This is a genomic window from Virgibacillus ndiopensis, from assembly GCF_900187325.1.
GTDB classification, from domain to species: domain Bacteria; phylum Bacillota; class Bacilli; order Bacillales; family Amphibacillaceae; genus Virgibacillus_E; species Virgibacillus_E ndiopensis.
The window spans coordinates 179,354-204,878 of the sequence record NZ_FZMZ01000006.1; the positions used below are offsets into that span (position 1 = coordinate 179,354).

The 25,525-nt window shown below is 33.6% G+C and carries 11 protein-coding genes and 1 pseudogene; 11 read left to right on the top strand and 1 reads right to left on the bottom strand.

Annotated elements, in window-relative coordinates:
* Nucleotides 1-18: 18 nt before the first annotated feature.
* The 10 genes from pglX to CS937_RS13720 all read left to right on the top strand — a co-directional run bounded on the left by pglX (nt 19) and on the right by CS937_RS13720 (nt 22,176).
* Nucleotides 19-3,498, top strand: coding sequence for a BREX-1 system adenine-specific DNA-methyltransferase PglX (pglX, locus tag CS937_RS13680; RefSeq protein WP_099159039.1), 3,480 nt, complete (start codon nt 19-21; stop codon nt 3,496-3,498).
* A gap of 49 nt (nt 3,499-3,547) precedes the next feature.
* Nucleotides 3,548-6,040, top strand: a complete 2,493-nt coding sequence (pglZ, locus tag CS937_RS13685; protein ID WP_099159040.1) for a BREX-1 system phosphatase PglZ type A — start codon at nt 3,548-3,550, stop codon at nt 6,038-6,040.
* A 26-nt stretch (nt 6,041-6,066) separates the two neighbouring features.
* On the top strand, nt 6,067-9,246 hold the full coding sequence (locus tag CS937_RS13690; protein ID WP_099159041.1) for a DEAD/DEAH box helicase: 3,180 nt from the start codon (nt 6,067-6,069) through the stop codon (nt 9,244-9,246).
* Nucleotides 9,247-9,260: 14 nt separating this feature from the next.
* Nucleotides 9,261-10,253: a restriction endonuclease gene (locus CS937_RS13695; RefSeq protein ID WP_099159042.1), complete on the top strand. Its 993-nt coding sequence runs from the start codon at nt 9,261-9,263 to the stop codon at nt 10,251-10,253.
* Nucleotides 10,254-10,338: 85 nt separating this feature from the next.
* Nucleotides 10,339-11,223 (top strand): DUF6119 family protein, encoded by an 885-nt coding sequence (locus CS937_RS19735; RefSeq protein ID WP_245835755.1) that lies wholly within the window; start codon nt 10,339-10,341, stop codon nt 11,221-11,223.
* Nucleotides 11,224-11,333: 110 nt separating this feature from the next.
* Nucleotides 11,334-12,017: a DUF6119 family protein gene (locus CS937_RS19740; protein WP_245835813.1), complete on the top strand. Its 684-nt coding sequence runs from the start codon at nt 11,334-11,336 to the stop codon at nt 12,015-12,017.
* 129 nt (nt 12,018-12,146) lie between these two features.
* Nucleotides 12,147-12,440 carry a hypothetical protein gene (locus CS937_RS13705; protein ID WP_099159043.1) on the top strand — a complete coding sequence of 98 codons (294 nt, stop codon included), beginning with the start codon at nt 12,147-12,149 and terminating at the stop codon, nt 12,438-12,440.
* Nucleotides 12,441-12,576: 136 nt separating this feature from the next.
* Complete coding sequence (locus CS937_RS13710) at nt 12,577-17,295, top strand: AAA domain-containing protein (protein ID WP_099159044.1); 4,719 nt, start codon at nt 12,577-12,579, stop codon at nt 17,293-17,295.
* A 268-nt stretch (nt 17,296-17,563) separates the two neighbouring features.
* Nucleotides 17,564-19,360 (top strand): DUF262 domain-containing protein, encoded by a 1,797-nt coding sequence (locus CS937_RS13715; protein WP_099159045.1) that lies wholly within the window; start codon nt 17,564-17,566, stop codon nt 19,358-19,360.
* The gene (locus tag CS937_RS13720; RefSeq protein WP_099159046.1) at nt 19,360-22,176 is read left to right on the top strand and encodes a UvrD-helicase domain-containing protein; all 2,817 of its coding nucleotides are present in this window, start codon (nt 19,360-19,362) and stop codon (nt 22,174-22,176) included. The genes CS937_RS13715 and CS937_RS13720 overlap by 1 nt, the downstream gene beginning before the upstream one ends.
* Nucleotides 22,177-22,356: 180 nt before the next feature.
* Here the strand turns inward: CS937_RS13720 and CS937_RS19745 are convergent.
* Nucleotides 22,357-22,719 (bottom strand): annotated as a pseudogene (locus tag CS937_RS19745) (phage tail protein); the annotation flags it as partial.
* Between the two features lie 581 nt (nt 22,720-23,300).
* On the opposite strand from CS937_RS19745, the gene CS937_RS13730 reads away from it, so the two are divergent.
* Nucleotides 23,301-25,355 carry a sigma-70 family RNA polymerase sigma factor gene (locus tag CS937_RS13730; RefSeq protein WP_099159047.1) on the top strand — a complete coding sequence of 685 codons (2,055 nt, stop codon included), beginning with the start codon at nt 23,301-23,303 and terminating at the stop codon, nt 25,353-25,355.
* Nucleotides 25,356-25,525: the final 170 nt, after the last annotated feature.

A 25,525-nucleotide genomic window follows, 5' to 3' on the forward strand; every position in this document is an offset into this window, starting at 1 on the left:
ACATATAGGGGTGAAACAATGAATAAGGCAGAACTTAAAAAGTTTGCTGTTGAAGCTAGACGAGATTTAATTGATAAAGTGTCACTAAAAGCTGAACAATATGGAATTACTGATGATCATCAAGAATTAAATATTGAAGAAAACTATGGACAATTAATCGTTAATGGTAAGTCCTTCCTGATAGAGATCAAACATGCTGTTCATACGTTCCAACAACGTTTGAACCGAGTGGGTTATGACCAGCTTATTGAGGAAGTTGCTTACACTTGGTTTAACCGAATAATTGCGATTCGTTATATGGAAGTCAATAACTATTTACCTGATCGGGTCAATGTATTATCAAGTAGCACAGGTAAAAATGAACCTGATATTTTACTTCAATATAAAACAATGAACTTAGACGTAGATCGTGAACAAATAAATGAGTGGCTACAAAAAGGTGATAATGAACAAGCTTATCGCACCTTATTTATTGCACAATGTAATGCTTTAAATCAATTGCTACCTTTCTTATTTGAGAAAATTGAAGATTATACCGAATTATTATTACCTGATTATTTATTAGACCAGGAATCTATCATTCGTAAAATGGTTAATGATTTGTCTGATGAAAACTTTTATCAAATACAGGAAAATGGTTCCCGAAAAGACAATGTAGAAGTGTTAGGCTGGCTTTATCAATATTATATGTCAGAGAAGAAAGAGCAGGTTGGCGGACTACGAAACAATGCAGTAAAAAAAGAAGACCTGCCTGTCGTCACGCAATTATTCACGCCAAAATGGATTGTACAGTATATGGTACAAAATTCGTTAGGAAAATTATACGATGAAAAGTATGAAAATAATCAATTGGCCCAGCAATGGGAGTACTACTTAAAACACGAAGAAAATCACCATCTATACCCAGAATTTGATTCATTAGAAGAACTTAAAATCATGGATCCAGCTTGTGGATCAGGTCATATCTTACTTTATGCCTTTGACATGTTATACGATATGTATGAAGAAGCGGGATATCCAACTAGAGAGATACCTCAGCTGATTTTAGAAAACAACTTGTACGGGTTGGACATTGATAAACGTGCTCAACAAATTGCGAACTTTGCATTATTAATGAAAGCTGCTGAAAAACAGCCACGCTTCATTTCAAAGTTAAGTCGTAAAGGGAAAAGTACAAAACTGAACGTATATGAAATTGTTGATGCAGATCAGTCGTTATCTGATGAAGCTATTGATTATTTTGCTGATAATGAAACTGAAAAGTCATTAGTCCAAGAATTGTTAAGTCAATTTGAAAATGGAAAACAGTTTGGTTCATTGATTAATCCAATTGAAATACCTTATGAGGAATGGGTTAATCGATTATACGACCTTGAAAAAAAGCAAAGCGATTTAATTGATGAGTCTTATATAAATGAATTAAGAGAAAAGTTATTGCCTGTTTTAGAACAAGCAAATATGTTGTATCAAAAATATGATGTTATTGTAACTAATCCACCGTACCACAATAAATATAACCCTTTATTAAAGAGTTTTATGAATCAATCGTATAAAAATTATAAATCTGATTTATATTCATCTTTTATATATAAAACTACTCGAATGACAAAAAGTAGTGGGTACTCAGCATTGATGACGCCTTATACTTGGATGTTTATATCGAGTCATCAAAAGTTAAGAAATTTTGTGTTAAATGAAGCAAAGATATCAAGTTTAGTTCAATTAGAGTATTCTGCTTTTGAGGAAGCAACTGTACCCATTTGTACATTCGTGATACAAAACCAAGTGAAACAGACACTAGGTCATTATATTCGTCTAGACGATTTTAAAGGGTCTGAAATGCAACCTATTAAGCTGCATGAGTCAGTTGTTAATCCAAATGTAAAATATAGATACCGGACATTCTCAAGTAGCTTCTCAGATATTTCTGGTTCACCAATCGCTTACTGGTCAAGTGAACAAGTTAGAAAGTTATTTCGTGAATCAATAAGTATAGGTGAAATAGCTGAACCTAAGCAAGGGTTGGCAACCGGCAATAATGATCGATTTCTAAGATGGTGGTTCGAGCCTTCCTTCAAAAAAATTTATGAAAAAAATATTGATAATTATAAATGGGTACCTGTTAGTAAAGGTGGCGCCTTTAGAAAGTGGTATGGAAACAGAAACTTTGTAGTGGATTGGGAAGAGAATGGAAAAGAGTTGAAGAATTTTAAAGGGTCAGTAATACGTAATCCTACTTATTATTTTAGAGAAGGATTAACATGGTCTACGGTTTCTTCTAGTAATGTATCATTTCGTTATCATCCAGATGATTCGATTTTTGAAACTAAAGGTTCTGTATTGTTTCCTAAAGATATTGATCAATTAAAAACATTATTCGGGTATTTAAACTCAAAGCTTGTTAACCATTTTTTAAAGTCAATTTCACCAACGTTAGATTACCATGAAGGCCCAATTGGAAGATTACCATATATCCCAACTGATAACGATAGAATTGAACAACTTGTATCTGAAAATATTAATATCTCTAAGGCAGATTGGAACTCATATGAAATCTCATGGGATTTTATTGCTCATCCATTTATTGTAGAAAAATTAAATTCAACAAAATTATCTAAGTCATATGAAAAATGGAAAAATGAATGCGAAAAAAGGTTTAAATCATTAAAGAAGAATGAAGAACTTTTAAATGAATTATTTATTGAATTATACAACTTAAAAGATGAGTTGGATCCATCTATAGAGGTTAAGTATATTTCAGTAACTAAAGCAGATTATGAAAAAGATACTAAATCATTTTTATCTTACTTCATAGGTTGTGTCATGGGGCGCTATTCATTAGATATGGATGGTCTCACTTTTGCTGGAGGAGAGTTTAATGAGTTGAAGTATAAGTCATTCAAGCCGAATTCAGGTGGGTTAATTCAAATAACTGATGACCATTACTTTGATAACGATATTATTTCACGTTTAAGAGAGTTTCTATCCGTAGCATTTAGTCCTGACACAGTAGACGAAAATATGCAGTGGCTAGCCGAATCATTAACAATGAAGAAAAATGAATCGCCGGAGGAGCGGTTACGTCGTTATTTCTTAGATGAGTTTTTCAAAGATCATTGTAAAACATACCAGAAACGACCAATTTACTGGTTAGTTGATTCAGGTAAACAAAAAGGGCTACGAACACTCATCTATATGCATCGCTATCAACCAGATACGATGGCAACGATTCGATTTGAACATTTACAAGAGATCCAATCGAAGTATCAAAACGAAATTAGTATGATTGATACACGATTGGCTAACCTAAGTTTATCAGCAACGGATAGACGTAGCCTAGAAAAAGCGAAAACAGATTATCAAAAGAAATTAGATGAAATTCAAGAATTTGATAAGCAATTAGCGACGTATGCGAATGAACAAATTGACATTGACTTAGATGATGGTGTTAAAGTCAACTATGCAAAATTTGATAAAGTGCTAGCTAAGATAAAATAACAAGAAAGAGGGGGTTCCCTCTTTCTCTTTACATAATGAGGTGAAAGCCGTGAATGTGATTGAGAAGTTACAGGATAAAATACAACAAGAAAAGGCCAACAAAGAACGAGCGATTGTTTTTTGGTATGACCCACAGAAACAAGTAAACGTAGATGAACTAGAATCTCAGTTAGGTGGTATTGAGGTTAGACATACTGACAAGAACTTTTTTCAATTGAAAGTGGAAATTGAACTTGAGCGAAAATCAGATTCATTCTTAATATATTCTGATGCACCGAGACCTAATGATAAAGACAATATGTTATTGGATTTATTGTCGTATAATGCTGAATTTAAGGCAGATGAAACAGCCATTTTATCTGAAGACTTACATGTGTCTGATCATGTATTGCGTCCAATGATGGAACAATATCCTTTATTTTTTGATAGCCAAGAGCGTAAAAGAAAGTTGGGGAAAGTGTTACCTGAAGAAGCTGATGACTATCAGTTTGAACTGAGTATAATGGCGGTATTAGTTAAGGCAACTGTACCTGATATAAGATTCATTGCACGTCAGTTACTTATGAATGGTTTAAGTACCCACGATAATGAATATATGAAAAAGCTGAAACGTAATTTTTCGTTAGAACGCACCTTTGAAATCATTGGTCGTCATTTTGGTGTGTCATTGGATTCTTCTGAAGAACCTCTCATTGAGCTATTAAACGTATTAATTTACCAACATTTTAAGAGACATGCTAATTTTACGATAGAAGAATGGGACAAGCAATGGACGTCGTCTTCTCCTAATGTCTGTGCGCTATTCATCGAAGAATGGTTGCAACACAGTGATCGTGAAGTACTAGAAGAACAGATTAAAGAATGGGAAAAGATAAATCAAGTAAGGGAACAGTTAGCTGATCAAGATATTGATAACTATAAGCTCGCTGAAACTTTTCCTGTAATTGATGCACTTATCATTGAGAAGTGTATTGATGAACTCTATCATCACACGATTAATGTTGATGAGCGTTTATCGTTGATTGAAGAACGACTAAAAACCCATTGGGGCTCAAAGGGTAAATTAAACGCATTATATGAAACGTTATATAATGCTATTCGAACGGAGGAGTTGAAATCCACTGTTCGACGGCTGCAACAAGAACCGGATTTTTACGAAAGTTACGCAAAGCATCTATATGAAGTTGACCAGACTTATCGTCATTTTATGCATCAATTTGTAAATCTTGAAACAAAAGACATGCTTGAAGAGATTGCAAGTCGTTTAACTAACTGGTATGAGAATGAGTATTTACGCCGGATCGCAGAAGAGATGAATTTCAAGCTAGAGGATGGTTATGTCTCGAAATTGATGCCACAACGAACGTTTTTTGCGAAGAAAATTCGTCCTATTTTGGAAAAAGAAAACACTAGAGTCTTTGTCATTATTTCAGATGCCCTTCGCTATGAGGCGGGTGATGAGCTTCATGAACAATTATCAGAGCGTGAGAATGGAACATCGAATATTGAACCAATGGCAGCGAGTTATCCCACTTATACGCAATTAGGCATGGCTTCATTATTACCACATCGTGAGCTTGAATTGAATGAAAAAAAAGTAGTCTATGCCGATGGACACTCGACAAAAGGAATGGATAGTCGTCTTAAAATATTAAGGTCGACAGAACCGCAAACAGAAGCTTTAAAGTTAAAAGATCTGTTAAATATGAAATCAAATGAAGCAGAGCAGTTATTAAGAGGAAAGCGGTTAGTTTATTTATATCATGATCGTATTGATGCGCATGGGGATTCCAATAAAACGGAACATGAAACGTACGAAGCTGTTCAAAATGCCATAAAAGATTTATATAATGCGGTTGATCGATTATCCCGACTCCAAGCAAAACGAATCTTTATAACGGCAGATCATGGCTTTTTGTTTCAGTTTAAACAAATTGAAGAGCATGGAAAGATTCCAGCTGTTGATGGAAAGGTTATAGACGGCAGTCGTCGTTTTGCAGTTGGTCATGAGTTATCTGTGCCTGAAGGAGCGGTTAAATTAAAGGAGCGTCAGTCGCCCTTAAAAAATGTTGAGTCCGTTCTTGCGAAGAGTCTAAACCGATTTAAAACAGGTGGTGGTCTCCAATTTATACATGGAGGGGCTTTACCACAAGAAGCGGTTGTTCCGTTAATCGAGTATCGACGTATAGAGAAAGCACAGCCAGTTGATCTAGCTGTCGCGATGATTAATAAAGTCATTACGAATTATCGTGTTCCGATTACTTTTTATCAGGAGCAAAGTGTTTCCGATGAATATACGTCACGTAAAATTCGTGCTGCTTTTTATCAAGGTGAGGAACGCATTTCAAATGAAGTCGAGCTTGTGTTTGACTTAAAAGGTGAAAACCGAGAGCGTAACAGAAAAGTTGAATTCAATTTAATTGAAAAACATTATAAAATCGGTGAAACATGTAAGCTAAAAATCGAAACAGTAACGAATAAAGGTAATGTACCATACTTAGAAGAAGAATTTGTTTTACGTTTATATGAAGCGTTGTATTAAGTTGAGAAGGAAAAGAAGGTGTTATCGTGCTTAAAAAAGGTGAAATTGTTGGATCTTCGTTTTGGCCTGAACCCGTTCAAATCAAACATGTTGAAAATATTGATGATGATTTATTTTTAATCGAAGCAGTAGGACGAGAGTCGAATCAATTCTTTGAGAATTATTTAGAGAAATACCAACTACAAGAAATTGACCATTATTCTGAAGATGAATCTTCCGATCAATTAAAAGATCGCTTCCAACATTACCTGCAGTATCATGTGTTAAAAACCGAAAAGGAGTATTCACACTCTCGTGTTCGCGGAAATAAGAATTTAATTCCATTGCCACACCAAATAGAAGCGGTTTATAGCAAGATGTTACAAGCACCACAAGTTCGTTATCTTTTAGCAGACGATCCAGGTGCTGGTAAAACCATTATGTCGGGTATGCTCATCCGTGAATTAAAAGCACGTAACATCATTCGAAAAACATTAATACTCGTTCCCCCACTCGTGTTAAAACAGTGGCAAGCGGAGTTAAAAGAGAAGTTTGATGAAGACTTTGTGATCATCACTCGTGATTACTTAAAAGCATCAGGTGAGATCAATCCGTTTGATATGCATCAACAAGTCATTGCTTCGATGTATTGGGCATCTCGTGAAGATATTAAAAACATGATCTTAAATGCTCATTTTGATTTAGTCATTGTGGATGAAGCCCACAAAATGGCGGCTTATACGGTTGGTCAGAAGAAAAGAAAAGTGAAAAGAACAAAGATGTTCCAGTTAGGTGAGAATTTATTAAGACATTCAGAGCATTGTCTTTTATTAACAGCAACACCGCATAAAGGTGATAAGGAAAATTTTCGGCATCTAATGAGTTTGGTTGATCATGATATTTTTTCTCAATTGAACCGTGGTGAACAGATGTTGGAGAAGAGTAATCCTTATGTCATTCGTAGATTAAAAGAAAATATGGTTAATTTTGATGGAACACCGTTGTTTCCAAAACGAACAACTAAAACGTTAGGCTTTAACTTAAGTCCTGCTGAGATTGATTTGTATGAGGCCGTAACGGATTATGTCAGACATTATTTTAATCGCGCCCAGCAAAATAACAAACCGAATGTTGCCTTCGCAATGATGATCCTGCAAAGGCGTTTAAGCTCATCAGTTGAAGCCATTTATCTATCGCTTGTACGCCGTAAAGAACGGTTGCAAAAAGTATTAGAAACAGGACAAAAAGTGCAACAAATGATGCTGGACTATGAAGATTATGAAGACAGCTCTTTAGAAGAACAGGAACTATTTGAAGCCTACGCTGAAGGTGAGTTTGAAGAACTTGATTTTGATGAATTACAAGTCGAGATTGAGATGTTAGATCAGCTTATTCGCAAAGCCAATGTGATTAGGCAAAATCAGGAAGAACGTAAATTTCAAGAGCTCGAAAAAACGCTGTTTGGTGCTGGTGGATTGTTAGCTCAAGGTGAAAAAATATTAATTTTTACAGAATCCAAGGATACGCTTAATTATTTAGAAAAGAAATTAAAAGCTTATGTTCTTGAAGTAGCGAAAATCGTTGGGGACTTTTCAATGGACAGACGACAAGAGGAAGTCGAAAAGTTTCGAAATGATGTCCAAATTATGATAGCTACTGATGCTGGTGGAGAATCAATCAACCTACAATTTTGTAATCAAATGGTGAACTATGATATCCCCTGGAATCCGAACCGTTTAGAGCAACGTATGGGTCGTATTCACCGTATAGGACAGAAGAATGAAGTGTTTGTTTTTAATTTAGTAGCCACAAATACACGAGAGGGTGACGTGCTAACTCGCCTATTAACTAAAATGGAACAAATGCGTGAAGACCTTGGACAAGATTTAGTTTATGACTTTGTCGGTGAAGTTCTTGAAGACAGACAAGCGGATTTATCTTCAGTCATGGAACAGGCGATTACCGGGCGTGAAGACTTAGATGAAGTCATTGAACATATGGAAAAGACATTATCGGAAGAACACAAACGGTTACTGGAGCTTGCTCAGAATGAACGCTTAGATGATCAATTTGACTTACCAGGTGCGAAGCGATCGTTTGATGAGGTTTCCATTCACAGTATCCCGAATCACTTTTATGGAAAGTTCGTAGTTGATGGCCTGCAAAATACTAGAACAAGGATGAGTATGTCTGCAGATCAATCTATAGTACGTATTGATCGTTTTCCTAAACGTATCAGAGATTTTGCACGTGACCAGAAACTGATGTTCAATTTTGATGAATCTATTCGATTTGCATTAACAACATCAAAAGAATCAGAATCATTGTCAATGGTTGAAAATGATGATGCATTATTTAGTTTAGTAATGAAATTAACAGCAAAAGAAATGCAACAATCAGTTTTACCATTGTATAAGGTTCAAGCATCCATTCCAGAAACGATGATCATGGAATTAAATCAGGTGACAATTGTTGATGGTAATGGTCGAGAACTTGAACAAAAGTTAATGCTGACAGGAAAACGTACAAATGGTGAGTTCATTCAACTATCGCCTTATCTACTTTTTAATCAACCACTAGACGTCATCAACACATATGACAATGAAGAACAAAATATTAAACGTCATGTCATTCAACATGTAAGAAAACTACTCAAAACCATTCAACGAAAACGAGAAGACAATGCCAATCGAAAACGAGTATTCTTAAGGAAGTCATTTGAAGATCAAATGGAGACACTGCAAGAACGCTTAAAGAGATACCAAGAAGAGAACTTTGATGGTAAGAACAGTGCTCTAATCAATCAAACCTATGCCCAAATTGATGAAATGGAAGACCGAAGCAAAGATAGATTAAATGAAATTGACCGTGAGCGATCAATCCAATTAAAGCCAGTTAAACGAATAGCCCAATTTAAAGTTGAACCAAATGGTGTGAATAATGGTCGTGTTGTACCTGAAGATTATTTAACTATTATTGAGGATTATGAAATGAAACAGGGTAGGCTGAACGTCAGAACACAACCAGCATTTGGTTTGGTCGATTTCATCAGTGAGGAAGCAGATGGTGAAAGTCGTTTAATAGTGGTTACAGATGATATTCATTCATTTAAAGAGCAATTAATTGAAGAAGATTATGAGCCGATTAAGAGTCGTGTATATGTTTATGAAGTGAATGAGGGTGAATTTGTAGAACATCGGTTAGAGGAAGGCTTAATGTTTATTTAGAGGAGGATAAAAGAATGAAGAGATGGTGGATGATTCGAGCAGGTGATAACAACGAATTGATTCCAGTATGGAAAGAACAAGGAATTGCATCGATTGGATGGCCTAAATTGGGGGATCCAAAACAATACAGATCGAAGGAAGAAATGGTTGCAAAAGCTGGTGATGTTTTTTCAGAGAGTAAACCGAAGTCTCGTAATAGTTGGGTGAATCAAGTGTGGCGATTCAGTAGAGAAATTAAAAATGGTGATCGTGTATTAACCTATTTTAAAGAGACACGACAATACATGGTAGGAACAGTTACTGAATCGCATTTTTATGATAAGTCTATTGGAAACTCAGACTACCCTAATCATATAAAAGTTAATTGGGAAGAAATTACTGTTGATCGAGATTCATTGTCACAAGCCGCCAAGAATAGTTTAGGTTCTGTACTGACAGTCTTCCGTGTAGATGATTGGGGAAGTGAAATTGAAGAGTTAGTAGAACACCCATTTTTTGAGCCCGATGATACCAATGAAAATGGAATAGAAGAAAGTGAAATTATTGAAGATTTAGTTAGCAAAGCATTGGTTATGGTACAAGATAAAGTCGATAAACTTGATCCTTGGCAAATGCAAGAATTAGTTGGAGGACTTCTACAAGCAATGGACTACAATGTTAGAGTAAGTCCTAAGGGCCCTGATGGAGGAGTGGATGTTTTGGCATATAAAGATGCTTTTGGATTTGAAAAGCCTATTATTAAGGTACAAGTAAAGCATCGAAAATCTTCCGCATCAGCACCTGAAATTCAGCAGTTACTTGGAGCGAACCCGATTGATGCAAATAGTTTATTTGTTTCAACAGGTGGGTTTACTTCACAAGCTGAAGCGGTAGCTAAACATAATTCTGTTAGGTTGGTAGATTTGGAGGAATTAGTAGATTTGGTTGTGAAGTGGTATGAGAGTATGCCGAATGATGTTAGGGCTTTGTTGCCGTTACAGAAGATGTATGTGCCAGATCAAAACTGAGAAGGAACAGTTCAACTAATACACTTGGTAGTATCAATTTATTACAAAATAGATTGAAATTGTTAAAAAACAGGGGGGTTTTTCAGTGGAATTTAGTATATATAAGCAAGTCATTACTAGAGAGGACTTCATCACGGATTTAAGAGAAAAAGGGATGGATAGAGTAGGGGATTCTATCAATTACAATAGCACTAGGATTATTGATGGTGAAGAAAAAGATGCCTCAATGAAAGTTGATTTCTTTTTTAAATTAGATTCTGATGATTTGGTGGAAATAGAGTGGGCAAAGTATTGGGGAAATTACTTTGGAGATGATTCAAAAAATACTAAGTCAGTAGAATCTGCTTTTGGTATGGTTGTTATTGAGATAGAAGGAGACGTATTTGCTATATCTCTAGGAAGAGGACACAGCTACGCAAGTAATACAGCAGATATGGATTTTGGGTTTGATATAGCAGAGATAATACATGATGAAAGTTCAATTGAAATAAAGTCTGCCAAATTTTTTAAGCAAACTAAAAACAAATCCCTTACCCAATATAATGTGAATTCATTTGTAACGTCAGAAATCGGAGAAAGTCATGAATTACTCGTTAGTAAGATTAGTTTGAAAGATAAATACTCTGAACTTTTATTACATGAGTATGAAGACAAAATGAAGTTTGGCTCAGCAGTAAAACTGAATGTCAATGACTATAAACCTAATGATATTTTGGATATAGTCCATGAATTAAATTATTTATTACTGAATGAAGAAAAGTCAGGTAGTTTGCCAAGAATGAATTTCCTTAAAAATAATGAAGATAATGCACCAATGATTGCAGATCTAGATAGAAGATTACTTACTGGGATTTTGGATGGAGATACTAGTGTGACTTTATCATATTTTATAGAAGATGATGGTGATATTTTTATTGAACCAGCTAATGATGACCAGATAGAGATAGTCTATAAAAAAGTTATACCATAGATACCTATACTATTGAAAGTATTGCAGATATTTTGATTGAGGCCGAATGCGATGATGTATCTAGAGTTTCAATTAGGCCAGCTTCAAGAAGAAATAGACAACTCCCTTTGATGAGAGTATTGGACTTTATTACGGAGTACCGTGGAAAAAATTACTGCCTATATAAAGGAAAATGGGCTAGTTTTAATGAGTCTTATATGGAATTTATTGAACGTGAAATTCTAAAGGTTAATGAATATGTTACGTACGATGAAAATTATAATCTTCTAGATTCAGTAGTAGAAAAAGGAAGAGAGATTCAAGCAGCTAGTCCTCATATATATGATCAAGTTACATATACCGAATATCCATATAACATATTTTTAGAAAATGAGTACCAATATAAGTTATTAGATAGAAAAAGTCTACATAGAACCTTTAAAAGTGTTGAATTTGCAGATTTATACAGTCAAGATAATGATGAGTTAATACATGTAAAAATAGGTAATACGCCTGAATTACGATATTGTATTCAACAATCTTTACACAGCGCTGATATTCTCAATATTCATAGGGATATACTAGAGGAATATGATATTTATAAAATTAATACTATCTCAATGCTATTTGTAACAAGTTTATCCAGCATTTTTCAACAAAATGGATCTATAGATTTTTCTAAAATTAGATCTATATACTTTAAAATTGAAATAATAGAATGGCTAACAAAAATGCGCTCACTCAATTATAATCCACGAATAATAGTTGCAAAAGATCTAAGGGGAGTAGTGGCCCCCGTAACTCATACAACTTAGATACTGTCGTAAAATCACCAAATGTTCATTATACCACTATTGTTTACCCCATATGGATATGATTATAAATTCAAATAATATTCATGAGTTAACAAATATAATAAATATTAAATAGGAGTTGTTTTGAAAATGGAAGAGTTACTCGAGGTACTAAAAGAAATTAGGGATGAAATGAGAGAAATGAATAACAATGTAGCACAAATGAATATTTCACTGGAAGAAATCAAAGGTGAAGGATTATACAACTCAATTGCGGATCTAAATAATAAAATTGACGAGTTAAAAGGAGAAGGTACCTGGAATAGCATTAGTGATGTTTACGAAAAGTTGGAAAAGATACAAGGAAATGGAATCTATGATTCAATAAGTGACATTGGTGAAAAAGTAGATAATATATCGTTTAAAATAGACTTAATGGATTAATAAGAAATATGGTGATTGATATTAGTTTTGGTTAATTATAATAATTGGGTGCAATCACGATTATTTCTAATCTATCGAAACTAAAAAGTTAATTAATGTAGAATGGGAAGTACAGCGAGTTAAAAGAGGTGATTTGGTGCAAATAAGTAGCATATCTAAAGAAAAAAGGTTTTTTGAGTATTTATTAGAATTAACGAAATTAACCGGTAAAGTTATTAGGGATTACAGAGGGTATGAAAAATATTGGAGCCCAAATGAATTAAAGGAAATCGAAGGTTGCTATGTTGATGAAGATTGTGATGACATTGATACATATTTAGAAATACATAAGCCACAAATCAAACGAGAAGAGGAAGTACCTCCATACCCAGCTAGGGTTATAAAAGAATGGCTGGATTTTAATATACATAATGAAAATACTATTCCGAGCCATGCAGCTCAAAAAAGATATATAAATGAACATGGTGAGGCTGGTTTTGAAGCATTTGAAGATGATGTAGAGAGAACAAAATTATATAAAGGTTTTATTAGTGAATGGATTGAGTGGGCGGAAAACCTAAAAGAAAAAAAGAAACTGTCCAAATTATATAATGAATTTTTTGATTTAGTATCCCGCTTTGACCGAGAAGGGGAATCACTAGAACTAGTGTTTGGAAGGGGTATTTTAATCTGGAATCATCCTGATAAGAAGATTGGGTTAATTCGTTCCCCCCTTTTAACACAAAAGTTAGAGTTGAACTTAGATGCTGAGAAAGGTGTTATTACAGCAAGTAGAATAGATGAAATTAATAACGTAGAACGCGAAATGCTCTCAGGAGTGAGTTTGCCAAATAAAAAGAGAGCCGATGCGATACTAAATAGTTTAAAAACATTCGATATAAAAGATGATTTATCTGATTTGTTAACCCAATTAATTAATACAATTGATGCAGATGGTGAATATAAGGGGCCTAATGAACATTTAGAAATTCGCAAAACACCTATTATTTATGATGACAATATTTTTATTTTTAGGGTTAAAAACACTCGTGTATTACGTGACGATCTTGAAAACATAATTGAGCAAATTGACTCAGGTAGTATTGAGATTAATGAAGCAGTGAAGTCAATCTTGGGTGAAGTAGAGTTTAATCACACTGTTGAAACAGAATTAGAAAATGATCACGAGAATAAGTTCACTAGAAACGAATTATTTTTTCCACTAGAATCTAATGAACAGCAAAAAGAAATAGTCAAAAGAATTGAAAGAAATTATGGAGTTACTGTACAGGGGCCACCTGGAACAGGTAAAACACACACAATTGCCAACCTAGTATCTCATTTTTTGGCAGAAGGTAAAAGGGTATTAATTACTAGTCAAAAAGAAAATCCATTACGTGTTTTGAAAAGTAAAATCCCAAAGGATATCCAAGACCTATGTGTTCCGGTATTAGGTGGTGGTAGAGATTCGTTACAGGAAATTGAAAAGTCTATTAATACAATTAGTGAAAAGTTAGGAGAATTAGACACTAATAAACTAAGTAAAAATGTTGATTTAAATCTTAGAGAACTTGATGAGAGTAAGCGAAAAGAATCCAAACTTGTTAATCAATTAAAGAATTATATGGAAAAGGAGGGATCTGTCCTTAAGTATAAAGATGAAGAATTATTTAGGTATGATGTAGCTAAACAGCTATCTGAATCAAGTGTAAATTATGAATGGATATTAGACGAATTAGATATGGAAACGGAGTTCCCTATTAATGAAGTAGAGTTTAAGGAACTTTGGAATTTTAGGGACTCGTTGAATTCCGAGGATTTAAAACTTTATTCTACAATGCTTCCAAGAATTGATTCAGATATAAGAAATGAAAAAGCTTTTAGGGATCTTGTTCATGATGGAGAAAAGTTGTCGAAGGGAAAGGATGAGGGATATAGGCAATTAGAATCTTATCGATTACCAAGTGATATACCCTCTTTAGATGAATTTATCCAGAATCTAAACGTTATATTAGACTTTAAGCACATTATACAAGACGATGGATATAAATCAATCATAAATGATTTGAAGGCCAGAGGTATAAGGGAAGAACGTTGGAGGAAATTAGTAGATGAGATACAGGATAACTGTAAGCAATTATTTCATTACTACAATAGATTGGTGACACATACTGTTAAATTACCTAATAAAGATATTGGTGAAATTAAAGAAGATATAAGAGTTGTTAAAGAACGATTCGAAAGTGGGAAAAAACCGAATTTGACCTTCTTCCTTTTTAAAGGTAAACAAGCAAAATATTTATTTGAGGAACCGATTTTAAATGATAAACCAATTAGTAAATCTGAAGATCTTGGGCCGATAGATGATTATATTAAGTACCAAGAATTGAAGGCAGAAACAGCGAGGGTTTTCAACGGAAATATGCAAGAAATTAAACACCCTAATATTAAACAGGACGAGGCGCGTTTTCCACACCTACTAGAAGAGCGATTAATAGAGTTACAAACTGTAATAAAGGTATTCGAAATAGTGAATGCCATAGAAGACAAGCTTACGGTGGATAATGTTGATTTATATTCAGTTGGGGATGTAAACACTCTATTAGGAAATATAAAGCAAGCTAAAATTTATTTAGAATATAAAAAGTGGTTTGAAACTTATCAAAAGGAATTATCTAACTTAAGGTCATTTGGTGAAAAAGAAAATAATCACTCAATTATATATGAAATGATTGAAGCATTTGAAAATCTTGATATTAATAAATGGGACAACTTGTTAGATCAATTAGTAGAACTGTATGAGACAAAGAAAGCTGTAAATAAATTCTACGAACTGTTATTCAAGTTAGATAATAGTGTACCATTAACTAAAAAATCTATTGAAATGTCCGTTGGAGAAAATTGGGAGTATCCAAATAATCACTTAGAATCATTTGAACTTAGGAAATTAAGAACTTGGCTTGATCAGACTAAAGATATTAATGCAACTAAATTAAGAAGTTTAATTGAAAAAGAGAAAGGTTATCAAAGGGAATTAATTCAAAGCATTGTAAGAGATGCCTCATGGAAAAGTCAGATTGAGCGAATTACTGAAAAGGAAAAAAGAGCACTGTCTTCATGGAAGTCTTATATTAAAAGGTATGGAAAAGGGACAGGTAAGAATAAACGTTATTTGTATAGTGCAAGAGAAGCTATGAAAGATGCTCAAAGTGCTATTCCGGTTTGGATTATGCCAACAACACAAGTCCTTGAAAACTTCCCAATAACGAATGAAAAGTTTGATGTTGTTATTTTTGATGAAAGTAGTCAGTGTGACATTTTTTCAGCAAATGTACTATTAAGAGGGAAAAAGATGATCGTTGTCGGAGATGATGAACAAATAAGCCCACAGGCAATTGGGGTTAAACAAGATGATGTGAATGAATTAGTTAACCGCTACTTACCGGATATTCCAAATTCTGATTTATTTGATGGAAATATTTCTTTATATGAAATAGCCGAGCAAACATTCCCTAAAGCAGGAAAATTAATGTTAAGAGAACATTTTAGGTGTGTCCCTGAGATTATTCAATTTTCAAATGACCTTAGCTACGGTGGAGAAATGATACCATTAAGATTACCATTAGAAGAGGAGAAGATTGATCCACCAGTAATGGCTATAAAGGTCGAGGAAGGCTACAATGATGAGAAAGATAAAGATATTAATAGGCCAGAAGCGGAAGCAATAGCGGAAGACATATATAAGGTAGTACATGATCCAAAGTATAAAGACCAAACAATTGGAGTCATTACGTTACAAGGAAATAAACAGCACAAACTCCTTGAAATTTTAATAAGGGATAAAATAGGAGATGCGGAATACGTCGCACGAAAGATTATATGTGGAAACCCATATGATTTGCAAGGGGATGAACGTGATATCGTATTTCTTTCTATGGTTGTTGCCTCAAATAGGAGATTCAGGTCACTTACAATGTCTAGTGAAAAACAGCGCTATAACGTTGCTGCAAGCCGCGCTAGGAACCAAATGCGATTATACCATTCAATTGATACAAGTGAATTAAACAATAATGACTATCGATACTCTTTATTGAGTTATTGTAAAAATCCTACTAGGGTAAATGAGGAACTTGAAGATTTAGAACAGTTATGTGATTCACCTTTTGAAATAGATGTATTAAAAATGATATTAGCCAAAGGTTATAAAGTAACTCCACAAGTTAAAGTTGGTGGATACCGTATTGATTTTGTCGTTGAAGGCATTCGGGATAGACTTGCAGTTGAATGTGATGGTGAGAGATGGCACGGGCCAGAAAAGTTCGAGGAAGATATGCAACGTCAAGAGTCATTAGAACGAGCCGGTTGGAAGTTTTGGCGTATTCGAGGTAGAGAGTTTTACTTTAACAGAAAGAAAGCAATGGGAAGTCTCTGGCTGAGATTAAATGAGATGGGAATTGAGCCAAATGTTTCAGAGATTGGCTCAAATGACTATATAGAAGACAACAATATGAATATCGCCAATCATAAGGAAACTAATGAAGGAATTAATAAGGTACAAAAATCTAATAAAGGTAATTTAAACTCTGAAATGCAACAAAGTTTATTTGAAGATGACAAAGTTGATATTCAACAAATGAGTTTATTTGATAAAGAGGGTATCGATAATCATATTGATAATTCTTGGTTAACTAACTACTTGGCCACTAAAGGATTAAATTTTATTGATAAGCGAGATAAAGGTGGAAGTCTATGGGTAGTTGGTGCAAATGAGTTAAAACCCATATTTAAAGAACTTGCAACAAAGGATATTTATTTTCAATTCACTTCAAAAGGTAGTCGCTCGACAAAAAATCAGCCTGGTTGGTATATGAAGTAAGGTGAGTAACCTATGCAAAGAGTCCTGAATTAAAGTATCAGGACTTTTTGTTCATAGAGGAATTTAATTATTTATGTCGAATGTATTATTTAGGCTAAACTAAATTTTTTTGACAGTTTATAAAATCTATAAATCATCACAGGATGGTTGTAGAATAATAAAAGCTAATTTCAGTAATAAGCAATACAAGTGAATTAAAACATGAGTTAGTCTCATAAACAAATTCGACAAGAAAGCCAGAGATTTCTATCTAGAAAGGATAGTTAATATGAAAATCACACCTACCACTTTAACGATTAATCAACTATTTAGCAGTAATAGTGAACAGTTTATTATACCCGCTTATCAACGTAGGTATTCTTGGGGAGAAAGGCAGTGGTCAGATTTATTTAATGATATTAAGCTTCTGAATCAGAATGACACCCACTTACTAGGTAATATCTTATGTTTAACATCTGATCATACTGTAGGAATAAATAAATTAGAACTGGTGGATGGGCAGCAGAGAACAACTACATTAACCATTCTAATAAAAGCCCTAGCAGATAGATTTAAAGAGTTAGGAATTGAAGATTCACATAAAGAACAAGAAGCGATGCTTTCGTGTAAAGGATTTGATAGAGTTCCAAAACGAAAATTGATATTAGGAGATTTGGATGACCCAGATTACGTGAGGTTCATGACGAGAAACGATGTAGAATCCTCTAAGAATGAACGTTTTATAGCTGCTTACGATTATTATTCTGGGGAATTAGGAAAACTTTGCGAAAAAGACTTGTATGAATTTGTTCATAAACTAACCAATAATACTTTTGTTATTCGATTAGATGTAGCTGATGCTAAAGATGCTTATAAATTATTTGAAACGATTAATAATCGTGGTCTCAAATTAAGTCCTACGGATATCATAAAGAATTTCTTGTTGGGACACGCTTCTTTAATAGAAGAAAACACTCTAGAAGAAGTCAAAAGATATTGGACAGAAGTAATAATCAACTTAGATGGAATTAAAACAGATGATTTCTTTAGGCAGTATCTATCGTACTTATTAAAGAAAAAGATTACTGCGAGTAATATAGTTGTAGAGTTTAAGAATCTTTATTTCAACACTGTAAAAGAAGCGGAAAACTTAAATGAATTTATCGTATATGAGGATCTTACTGATGAAACAGACGATGATGTTTCAGATGAAGATCTTGTTACAGAAGTTCAAGAAGAAATTATAGTTAACCATACCCATAAAATTTCAATTACTGAATTTGCAAAAAGACTTCGTAACGCTTCTAATATTTATAAACAAATTAGAAATCAATCTTTTGAAAGTAAAGTATTTAATAGACACCTTAGAAATTTAACTATGATTAAATCGTTTCCGAGTAATATATTTCTACTAGATTTGTTTCAAAGGAACATTAAAGAAAAAGATAAAGTTCATATTCTAAAATTAATAGAAACCTTTATGTTGAGAAGGCATGTCTGTGAGTATAGGACTGCTGAACTGGATACTATCTTTGCGAGTTTAGTAAATATAGAAGATAATCTTGCCATTTATCAAGTTGAAAAGAAACTATTAAAGCACTTACCTAGCGATAATGAATTTAAAGAAAAATTTTCAATGCATAACTTTAAAAATAATGAAGGAAGAGCGAAATATGTTTTAGAGGAAATAGAGTATGATTTAATTAATGATCATGGTGAATACATTTTAAACTCAGGTGTTGATTTACATTTAGAACATATTATTCCTCAAAAAATACTAACTAAGAAATCTAAACACGAGTTTGGAAATTGGGAGAGCTACTTAGGGGAAAATGCTATTGAACTACATAAAGAACATGTGAATAAAATCGGTAATTTAACTCTCTTAGCGCAATCACTAAATATAAGTGCATCCAATAATCCTTTTAAGGCAAAAGTTGAGGAATATAAGAAGTCAAACATACAAATTACAAAGGAAATTGCAGATTATGATAAGTTTAAGTTTGAACAGGTTTTAGAACGTTGCAAAGAATTAGGAGAAAAAGCTGTTCAAATTTGGCGGTTTCCAGGGGCTGATGTGAAATAATGACTAAAGTAATAAATTTAGAGTGTCAGAATTGCGACTCGAAATATTTTAAGTCAGATAATACTAAACATAGTATATTGTATAGATGTGTTGGCTGTGGTCTACAATTAAATTTTCCAGGGGTTAGCGCTTATATAATACTTAATAATGATTATGAAGAGTCACTATTCGAAAAAAATCACAAATCTATGGAAAGTAATGAACTGAAAGAGTTTATATATAAGTGGGGCAAAATTCACCAAAGAGAATTAAATGAGAAAGAAATAATTAAGAAACAAATGATTGAGAAAGAAAAAAAAGAGAAACAGCTAGCTCTAGAAAGACAAATAAAACTTAAAAGACATGATCTATATAAGGTTCTAAGTGAAAATTACTATGTCGCGAGAGATTATTGGAATAACAATCTGAGGGAATGGATTTCTGAAGATGAATTCAAAGATCTTACAACCCATTTTGTTTTGGATTGGTTTCGTTACCACAGTTTGGAGAAACCAGATTATGAACAAGCAAAAACGATAGCCAACGTTTGGGATAATGTCCAGGTAGTAGCAAGAGCAGGGAGTGGTAAAACAAGAACAATTATTAATCGATCCATATTTTTAATTAAGCACTGCCATGTTCATCCTTCTGAAATATTAATATTAGCTTTTAACAAAAAAGCAGCAATGGAAGTTACTAATAGGTTGAAAAAAGTATTAAAAGAGGATATTCCTCAAGCGATGACTTATCATGCACTTGCATATGGTATTGTTCATCCAGAAGAGAATATGGTTTATGATGAACTTGATAAATTAGAGAAAAGCTCATCTGTTCAAAATGTGATTAATTCAAATTTAGATGACCATAATTATTCTAACAGGATAAAAAATATAATGATGAAATATTTTCGTGAAGATTGGGATCGTTTTATTAGCCTGGGATATAATCTTAGTAAAGATGAAATGCTAAAGTATCGTAGGTCATTACCATATATAGGATTAGACGGGAAGTATTACAAATCAATGGGAGAAAAAAGAATAGCTGATTTTCTCTTTGAACATGATGTACCTTTCTATTACGAATGGAATTTTCGGTGGGATGGTATCAACTATAAACCTGACTTCACCATTTTAAAAGAATCTGAAGGGTTTAAAGGCATTGTAATAGAATTTTTTGGTATGAGCGGAGATCCAGATTACGACAAAGAATCAATGCAAAAGATTCTATATTGGAGTCGAAGGGCAGATTATGATTTTATTAGTATGTGGCCTGATGATGTCCTTTCTACTAATGGAATTTCTAATAAGGTTGGAAAGATTTTAGAGACTTATTTTCCTAGTATGAGAAAATTATCAGATGATGAAATTTGGCATAGAATAAAAAACAGATCTGTCGATGAATTTAGCATTGTTTGTAAAACTTTTATTGAAAGGTCTAGAAAACTTAAGTTAGATCCTAATGATATAAAAAAGTTAGTAGTAGAGCGTAAAAACGAATTAACTGATTTAGAATTACATTTCTTAAGAGTTATTTGGAAAATATACTCAGATTACCTAGATCAATTGTCAGCTAATAAAGAGGAAGATTTTGATGGATTGTTATATCGAGCAATTGATTTTGTTAAGCAAGGTCATACTAATTGGACAAGAAAAAAAGGTTCAGGAAATTTAAATCAAATCAAATATTTATTTATAGATGAATTCCAAGATTTCTCTCTGTTATTCAATGAACTAATCTCATCAATACGATTAATAAATAATGAAGTGAAATTATTTTGTGTTGGAGATGATTGGCAAGCTATTAATGGGTTTGCTGGATCTGACCTTAAATATTTTTATAACTTTAAAGAAGATGTTAATGTTGCTATAAAAATGAATATATCTACCAACTATCGCTCGGCAAAAAAGATAGTTCAGGCAGGCAACCAATTAATGATGAATGAAGGTAAACCCTCAGATTCAAGTAAAGAAGAAGAGGGTACCGTAAATGTAGTAAATATAGATTTATTCAATCCTTCTGATCATGAAAAACAAATATATAAAGGGGATAAGATCACTCCTGCGTTAATTAGACTCGTAAAGAGCCAATTAGATATGGGGCAAAGTGTTACTTTACTAAGTAGAAGGAAAAGTAGTATCCCTTTTTACAATATCCATAATGGTGGTAAAGGTGACTTTCGAGAGAAATTAATTAATACTATTAGGAATGAATTCCCAGTAGAACAAAGAGATTTAATCAAAACAGTCGACACTGTACATTCGTTTAAAGGAAGAGAAGATGAAGTAATAATCTTGATGGATGCAGTTTCAAGAAGCTTCCCTCTAATTCATCCTAGAAATGTTTTTTATAAAATACTTGGCCACACTATAGACAGAGTTTACGATGAGGAAAAAAGGCTATTTTATGTAGGTCTTACAAGAGCCAAAAATAAATTGATAATAATTACGGATTCATTAAATAGATCTCCTTTCCTTAATAGTTTAAGTGACAGCAAGATTCAGAGTTACTTAGATATAAATACATTAAGTTATCCACTTAAAGAAGGATCAAGCTACAGAATAATTGTTTCAAACAAAAAAGGTACATATGGAACAATTGCTATTAAGGATTTATTAAAGAGTCAGAGTTACACGTATCACTCTTTAACAAAATCTTGGTACAAAATTGTTGGAGCACAGAATTTCAGTGAGGCAAATTTATTTAAGGAAAATTGGGTAGGGCATGCTAACGATGTAGCAGTTGAAGTTATAGATGAATTTGATCAACAAATAGTGTCGCTTTTGATAATTAACGGCCAAATAAATAAAGATAAGAGTGTACTGAGTCACAATAGATAGATATTAAAGCTAAGTAAGAATGCAAAATCCAAAATAACGAGGCACATCATAGGTACCTCGTTATTTATTATTCATAATAGGCAGCTATTTTACCCTACAAACCGGTACGGTGAACCGTATCAGTAAATGAGCTTTTGCGAAAAAAGTAACAGCACTTTATTGAGGGCGCTGTTTTGTGATTTAATATTCCCCTTTAATGACAAAATACGTGCCCCGAATGGTTCCTGCTAGTTTATATTTCTGCCTACCTCCTAATTCCTTTGGTACCTCCATTTCCTCAGAAAGCTTAAAACCAACGGCACGCTTCTTAGGGTCATCAACCGTATACATAACGTTGAGCGCAAGACCGTCCTCTTAAAAGACATGGGCAAATTGGATAGTTTCCACTTGAAAACGTGATATTGTTTCTAACGGTTTGGTTGCAAACCCAATATCACTTTCTTCTTTCAAAATTCAGTTCACATAATTAGGAGTATCGCAGGATTTTAGCTGATACACCCTAGAATTCAGATTGTATTTGTTCATAAAGTAACGTGCTTCATTGGTGGGGATATCAAGGTCAAGGAAGTGCCAGAAGAAGTCTTAGAAGGTTTACAAGAGAGATTATGCTTGTTCTGCGCATAAGCAGTTCCAGTTAAATGCATATCTTTTTATCATTCTGTAGCTTTTGTAAATGATAATTTAACTATGTACAAAAATGATTGATTAAAGGTGTACAGTTTTGTCACGCTACTTAAAACAACTTTACATGGAGAGACAGGCATGATAGCCTCGTTTGGCAGAGTCAGCCGTTGATACTGCTGGATTCGTGACTCAATAGTCGTACCTGTTGAGGATCGATGACAAGTTGTTAGGTTTTAAAACTTTTTACAGAAAGAGTTAATTATGTCTAAAATGTACATTTTTACTTTGACATTTATAGCTTTATTGGTTAATCCATATTGATAAAATAAATATTCTACTTTTTGTCCATTTAAAATCCATATTTTGTTATAGTGGAAGTAGGATAATAGGGTGTGAACGTATGGCAGTAACAGGATATCCAGACTATACGTATATACTTTTATAAAAAAACAGAAAATTTGGTAAGTTTACAGAGAAATGTAAAGGGGGAAGACACATTCATGATCCCAGCAAAAATGGATCCCATTTCAATCATGACAATAAGAGAAAAGGGCATGAAATCTATCGTCGATTGGTTCGATCAACATATGCAATCGTTCTATTTTCTTGGTTGGTCCTATCTCAGGAATCAACAGCAAATGGAAGAGCTATTTTACCAGTCCATAATAAAGGTGCATAAGGAGTTGCCACGATTTAATAAAGAAACATCATTCAAAACGAGGGTTATTTCTATTTTTATACATACATGCCGGGAGCTTTCTAATAATAGAAGTTTACAAGCTTTAGAGGAAAGTGAACAAAAGGAATTATTTCAAGCACTTGATCTTTTGAAAGAGGTTGAGAAAGAAGCGGTGGTCCTTACCTATATAAATGGACTCTCTCATGAGGAAGTGGCACATCTTCTCCAAGTTTCAGTAAATGAGTTGAAAGAGCATTTGTTTTTTGGAATCCAGTCACTTAGAAAAATGATGGAGGATGGGTCATCCTTTAATGGCTGTAAAGAATATCATACGTATTACATCGATTACTTGGAAAGAACACTGGATCGGTCGAAAAATATTGATTTCGAGATCCATATTTATCATTGTCTAGACTGTCGGAAGGATTTGGCTGCCTTTCAGGACACCATGCTAAATCTACCGGAAAAGATAAAAGAGTTACGTGTGCCATCTGGTTTTATGGAGAACATCAGAGCTAGGCTGGCAGAACAGGAAAAACACAGACAACAGAAGAACAGGAAACGTAAAAGAATGGGGATAGGTTTTGCAAGTGTTTTCGCATTATTAATGGGTTTAGGTTTTTTTACGGGAGCGTTTACCAACTTCTACTATACATGGACAGAAGATGATCAGGAATTGCGTGCCTTTCTGCAACAGGGACTGGGTGAAAGGCTGAACCTAGAGGCTGAAAGCAAGGGGGTAAAAATTAGAATTAAGAGCGTGATTGCTGATGATATACAGACGCTTGTTTTTTATGAAATAGAAGATACAAACGAAGAAAATCAATATGTGATAAGTTATGATGATGGTTTTTTTGTAGAGAACGGATATGAAATCATGAATAATGAAGCATATCCAAAGTACTATCCTCTTGATCTTAAATCGGATTTAAACCAAAAAGAAAAGAACGTGTATCACGGGAAGATTAGTATGCAGCCAATCATAAAGGATAAAGGCACTATTAAACTTAAAATTACACAGCTTCAGAAATTGATTCATGATTCCCCTGAACGGAATAGTTTATGGGCTTATGGGGAGACGGAAAAGGAAACAGGAGAGTGGAACTTTGAGATCCCTGTAACCAAACAGCCATCTAAAGAATATGTATTGCATGAAGAAATAGAAGTCGAGGGGATTCCGGTACGATTTGATAAACTAACCATTGCTCCAACAGCAACGATTCTGCAATATGCGATTAATAATGAACGGACAGAGAAGCAGATAAACAATCTTAATTTTAACAAGCTAGAAGTGAACAATAAAAAAGTGAAAGCTGAAATGTATGGCAGTACTTTTTTAAAAGGAAACATGGATTGGACCACTTTTCAAACACACTTCGACCCAATTTTTGGAGAAAACCCAAAAGAGGTAAACGCTCAATTCGATTCTGTCCATCTAATGGTTGAAGACCAAAAAAGAATTGAACTGGATGCTTCTCAGGAATATCCTCAAACCTTTGAATATGCAGGAAGTAAAATCTCTATTGATAAGGTGGAAATCGGAAAACCTTCCAAGGTTGTTATTAGTAATTTCGAAATTAAGAATCGAGCATTTGAGTCGCTCAACTTAAATATTTTGGATGAGAATATGAACGGAGTGAGTTCGATGGAAATAGATTCTCAAGGTGTACTTGTTGATAAAAATGGGGTTGAACAGGATATGGATGTTAACCCTACAACATATGAAGAAATTGAGCAGCCCCGATATTTCGATACTGTTCTAAGCATGTCATTAAACAATGACAATGCGGAAAGAGTGATTCCTAAAACACTGGTTATTCATGGATATAGTACAACGAAATATATGGATGATGTTGTGAATTTTTCGTTGGAATAACAAAGGGAAATTACCTAGATTCCAAAAGCTAGCTATTTGTAGGGGCAATAAGAGGTTACTTCTCAGTTAAACCCATTTTGTCAGATTGATATGTAAAAAAATTTTAGTAAACTTGAAGGAGAATGAATACGTCAAATCTCCTTCATTTTTTTATTTAAACTATGAAATTA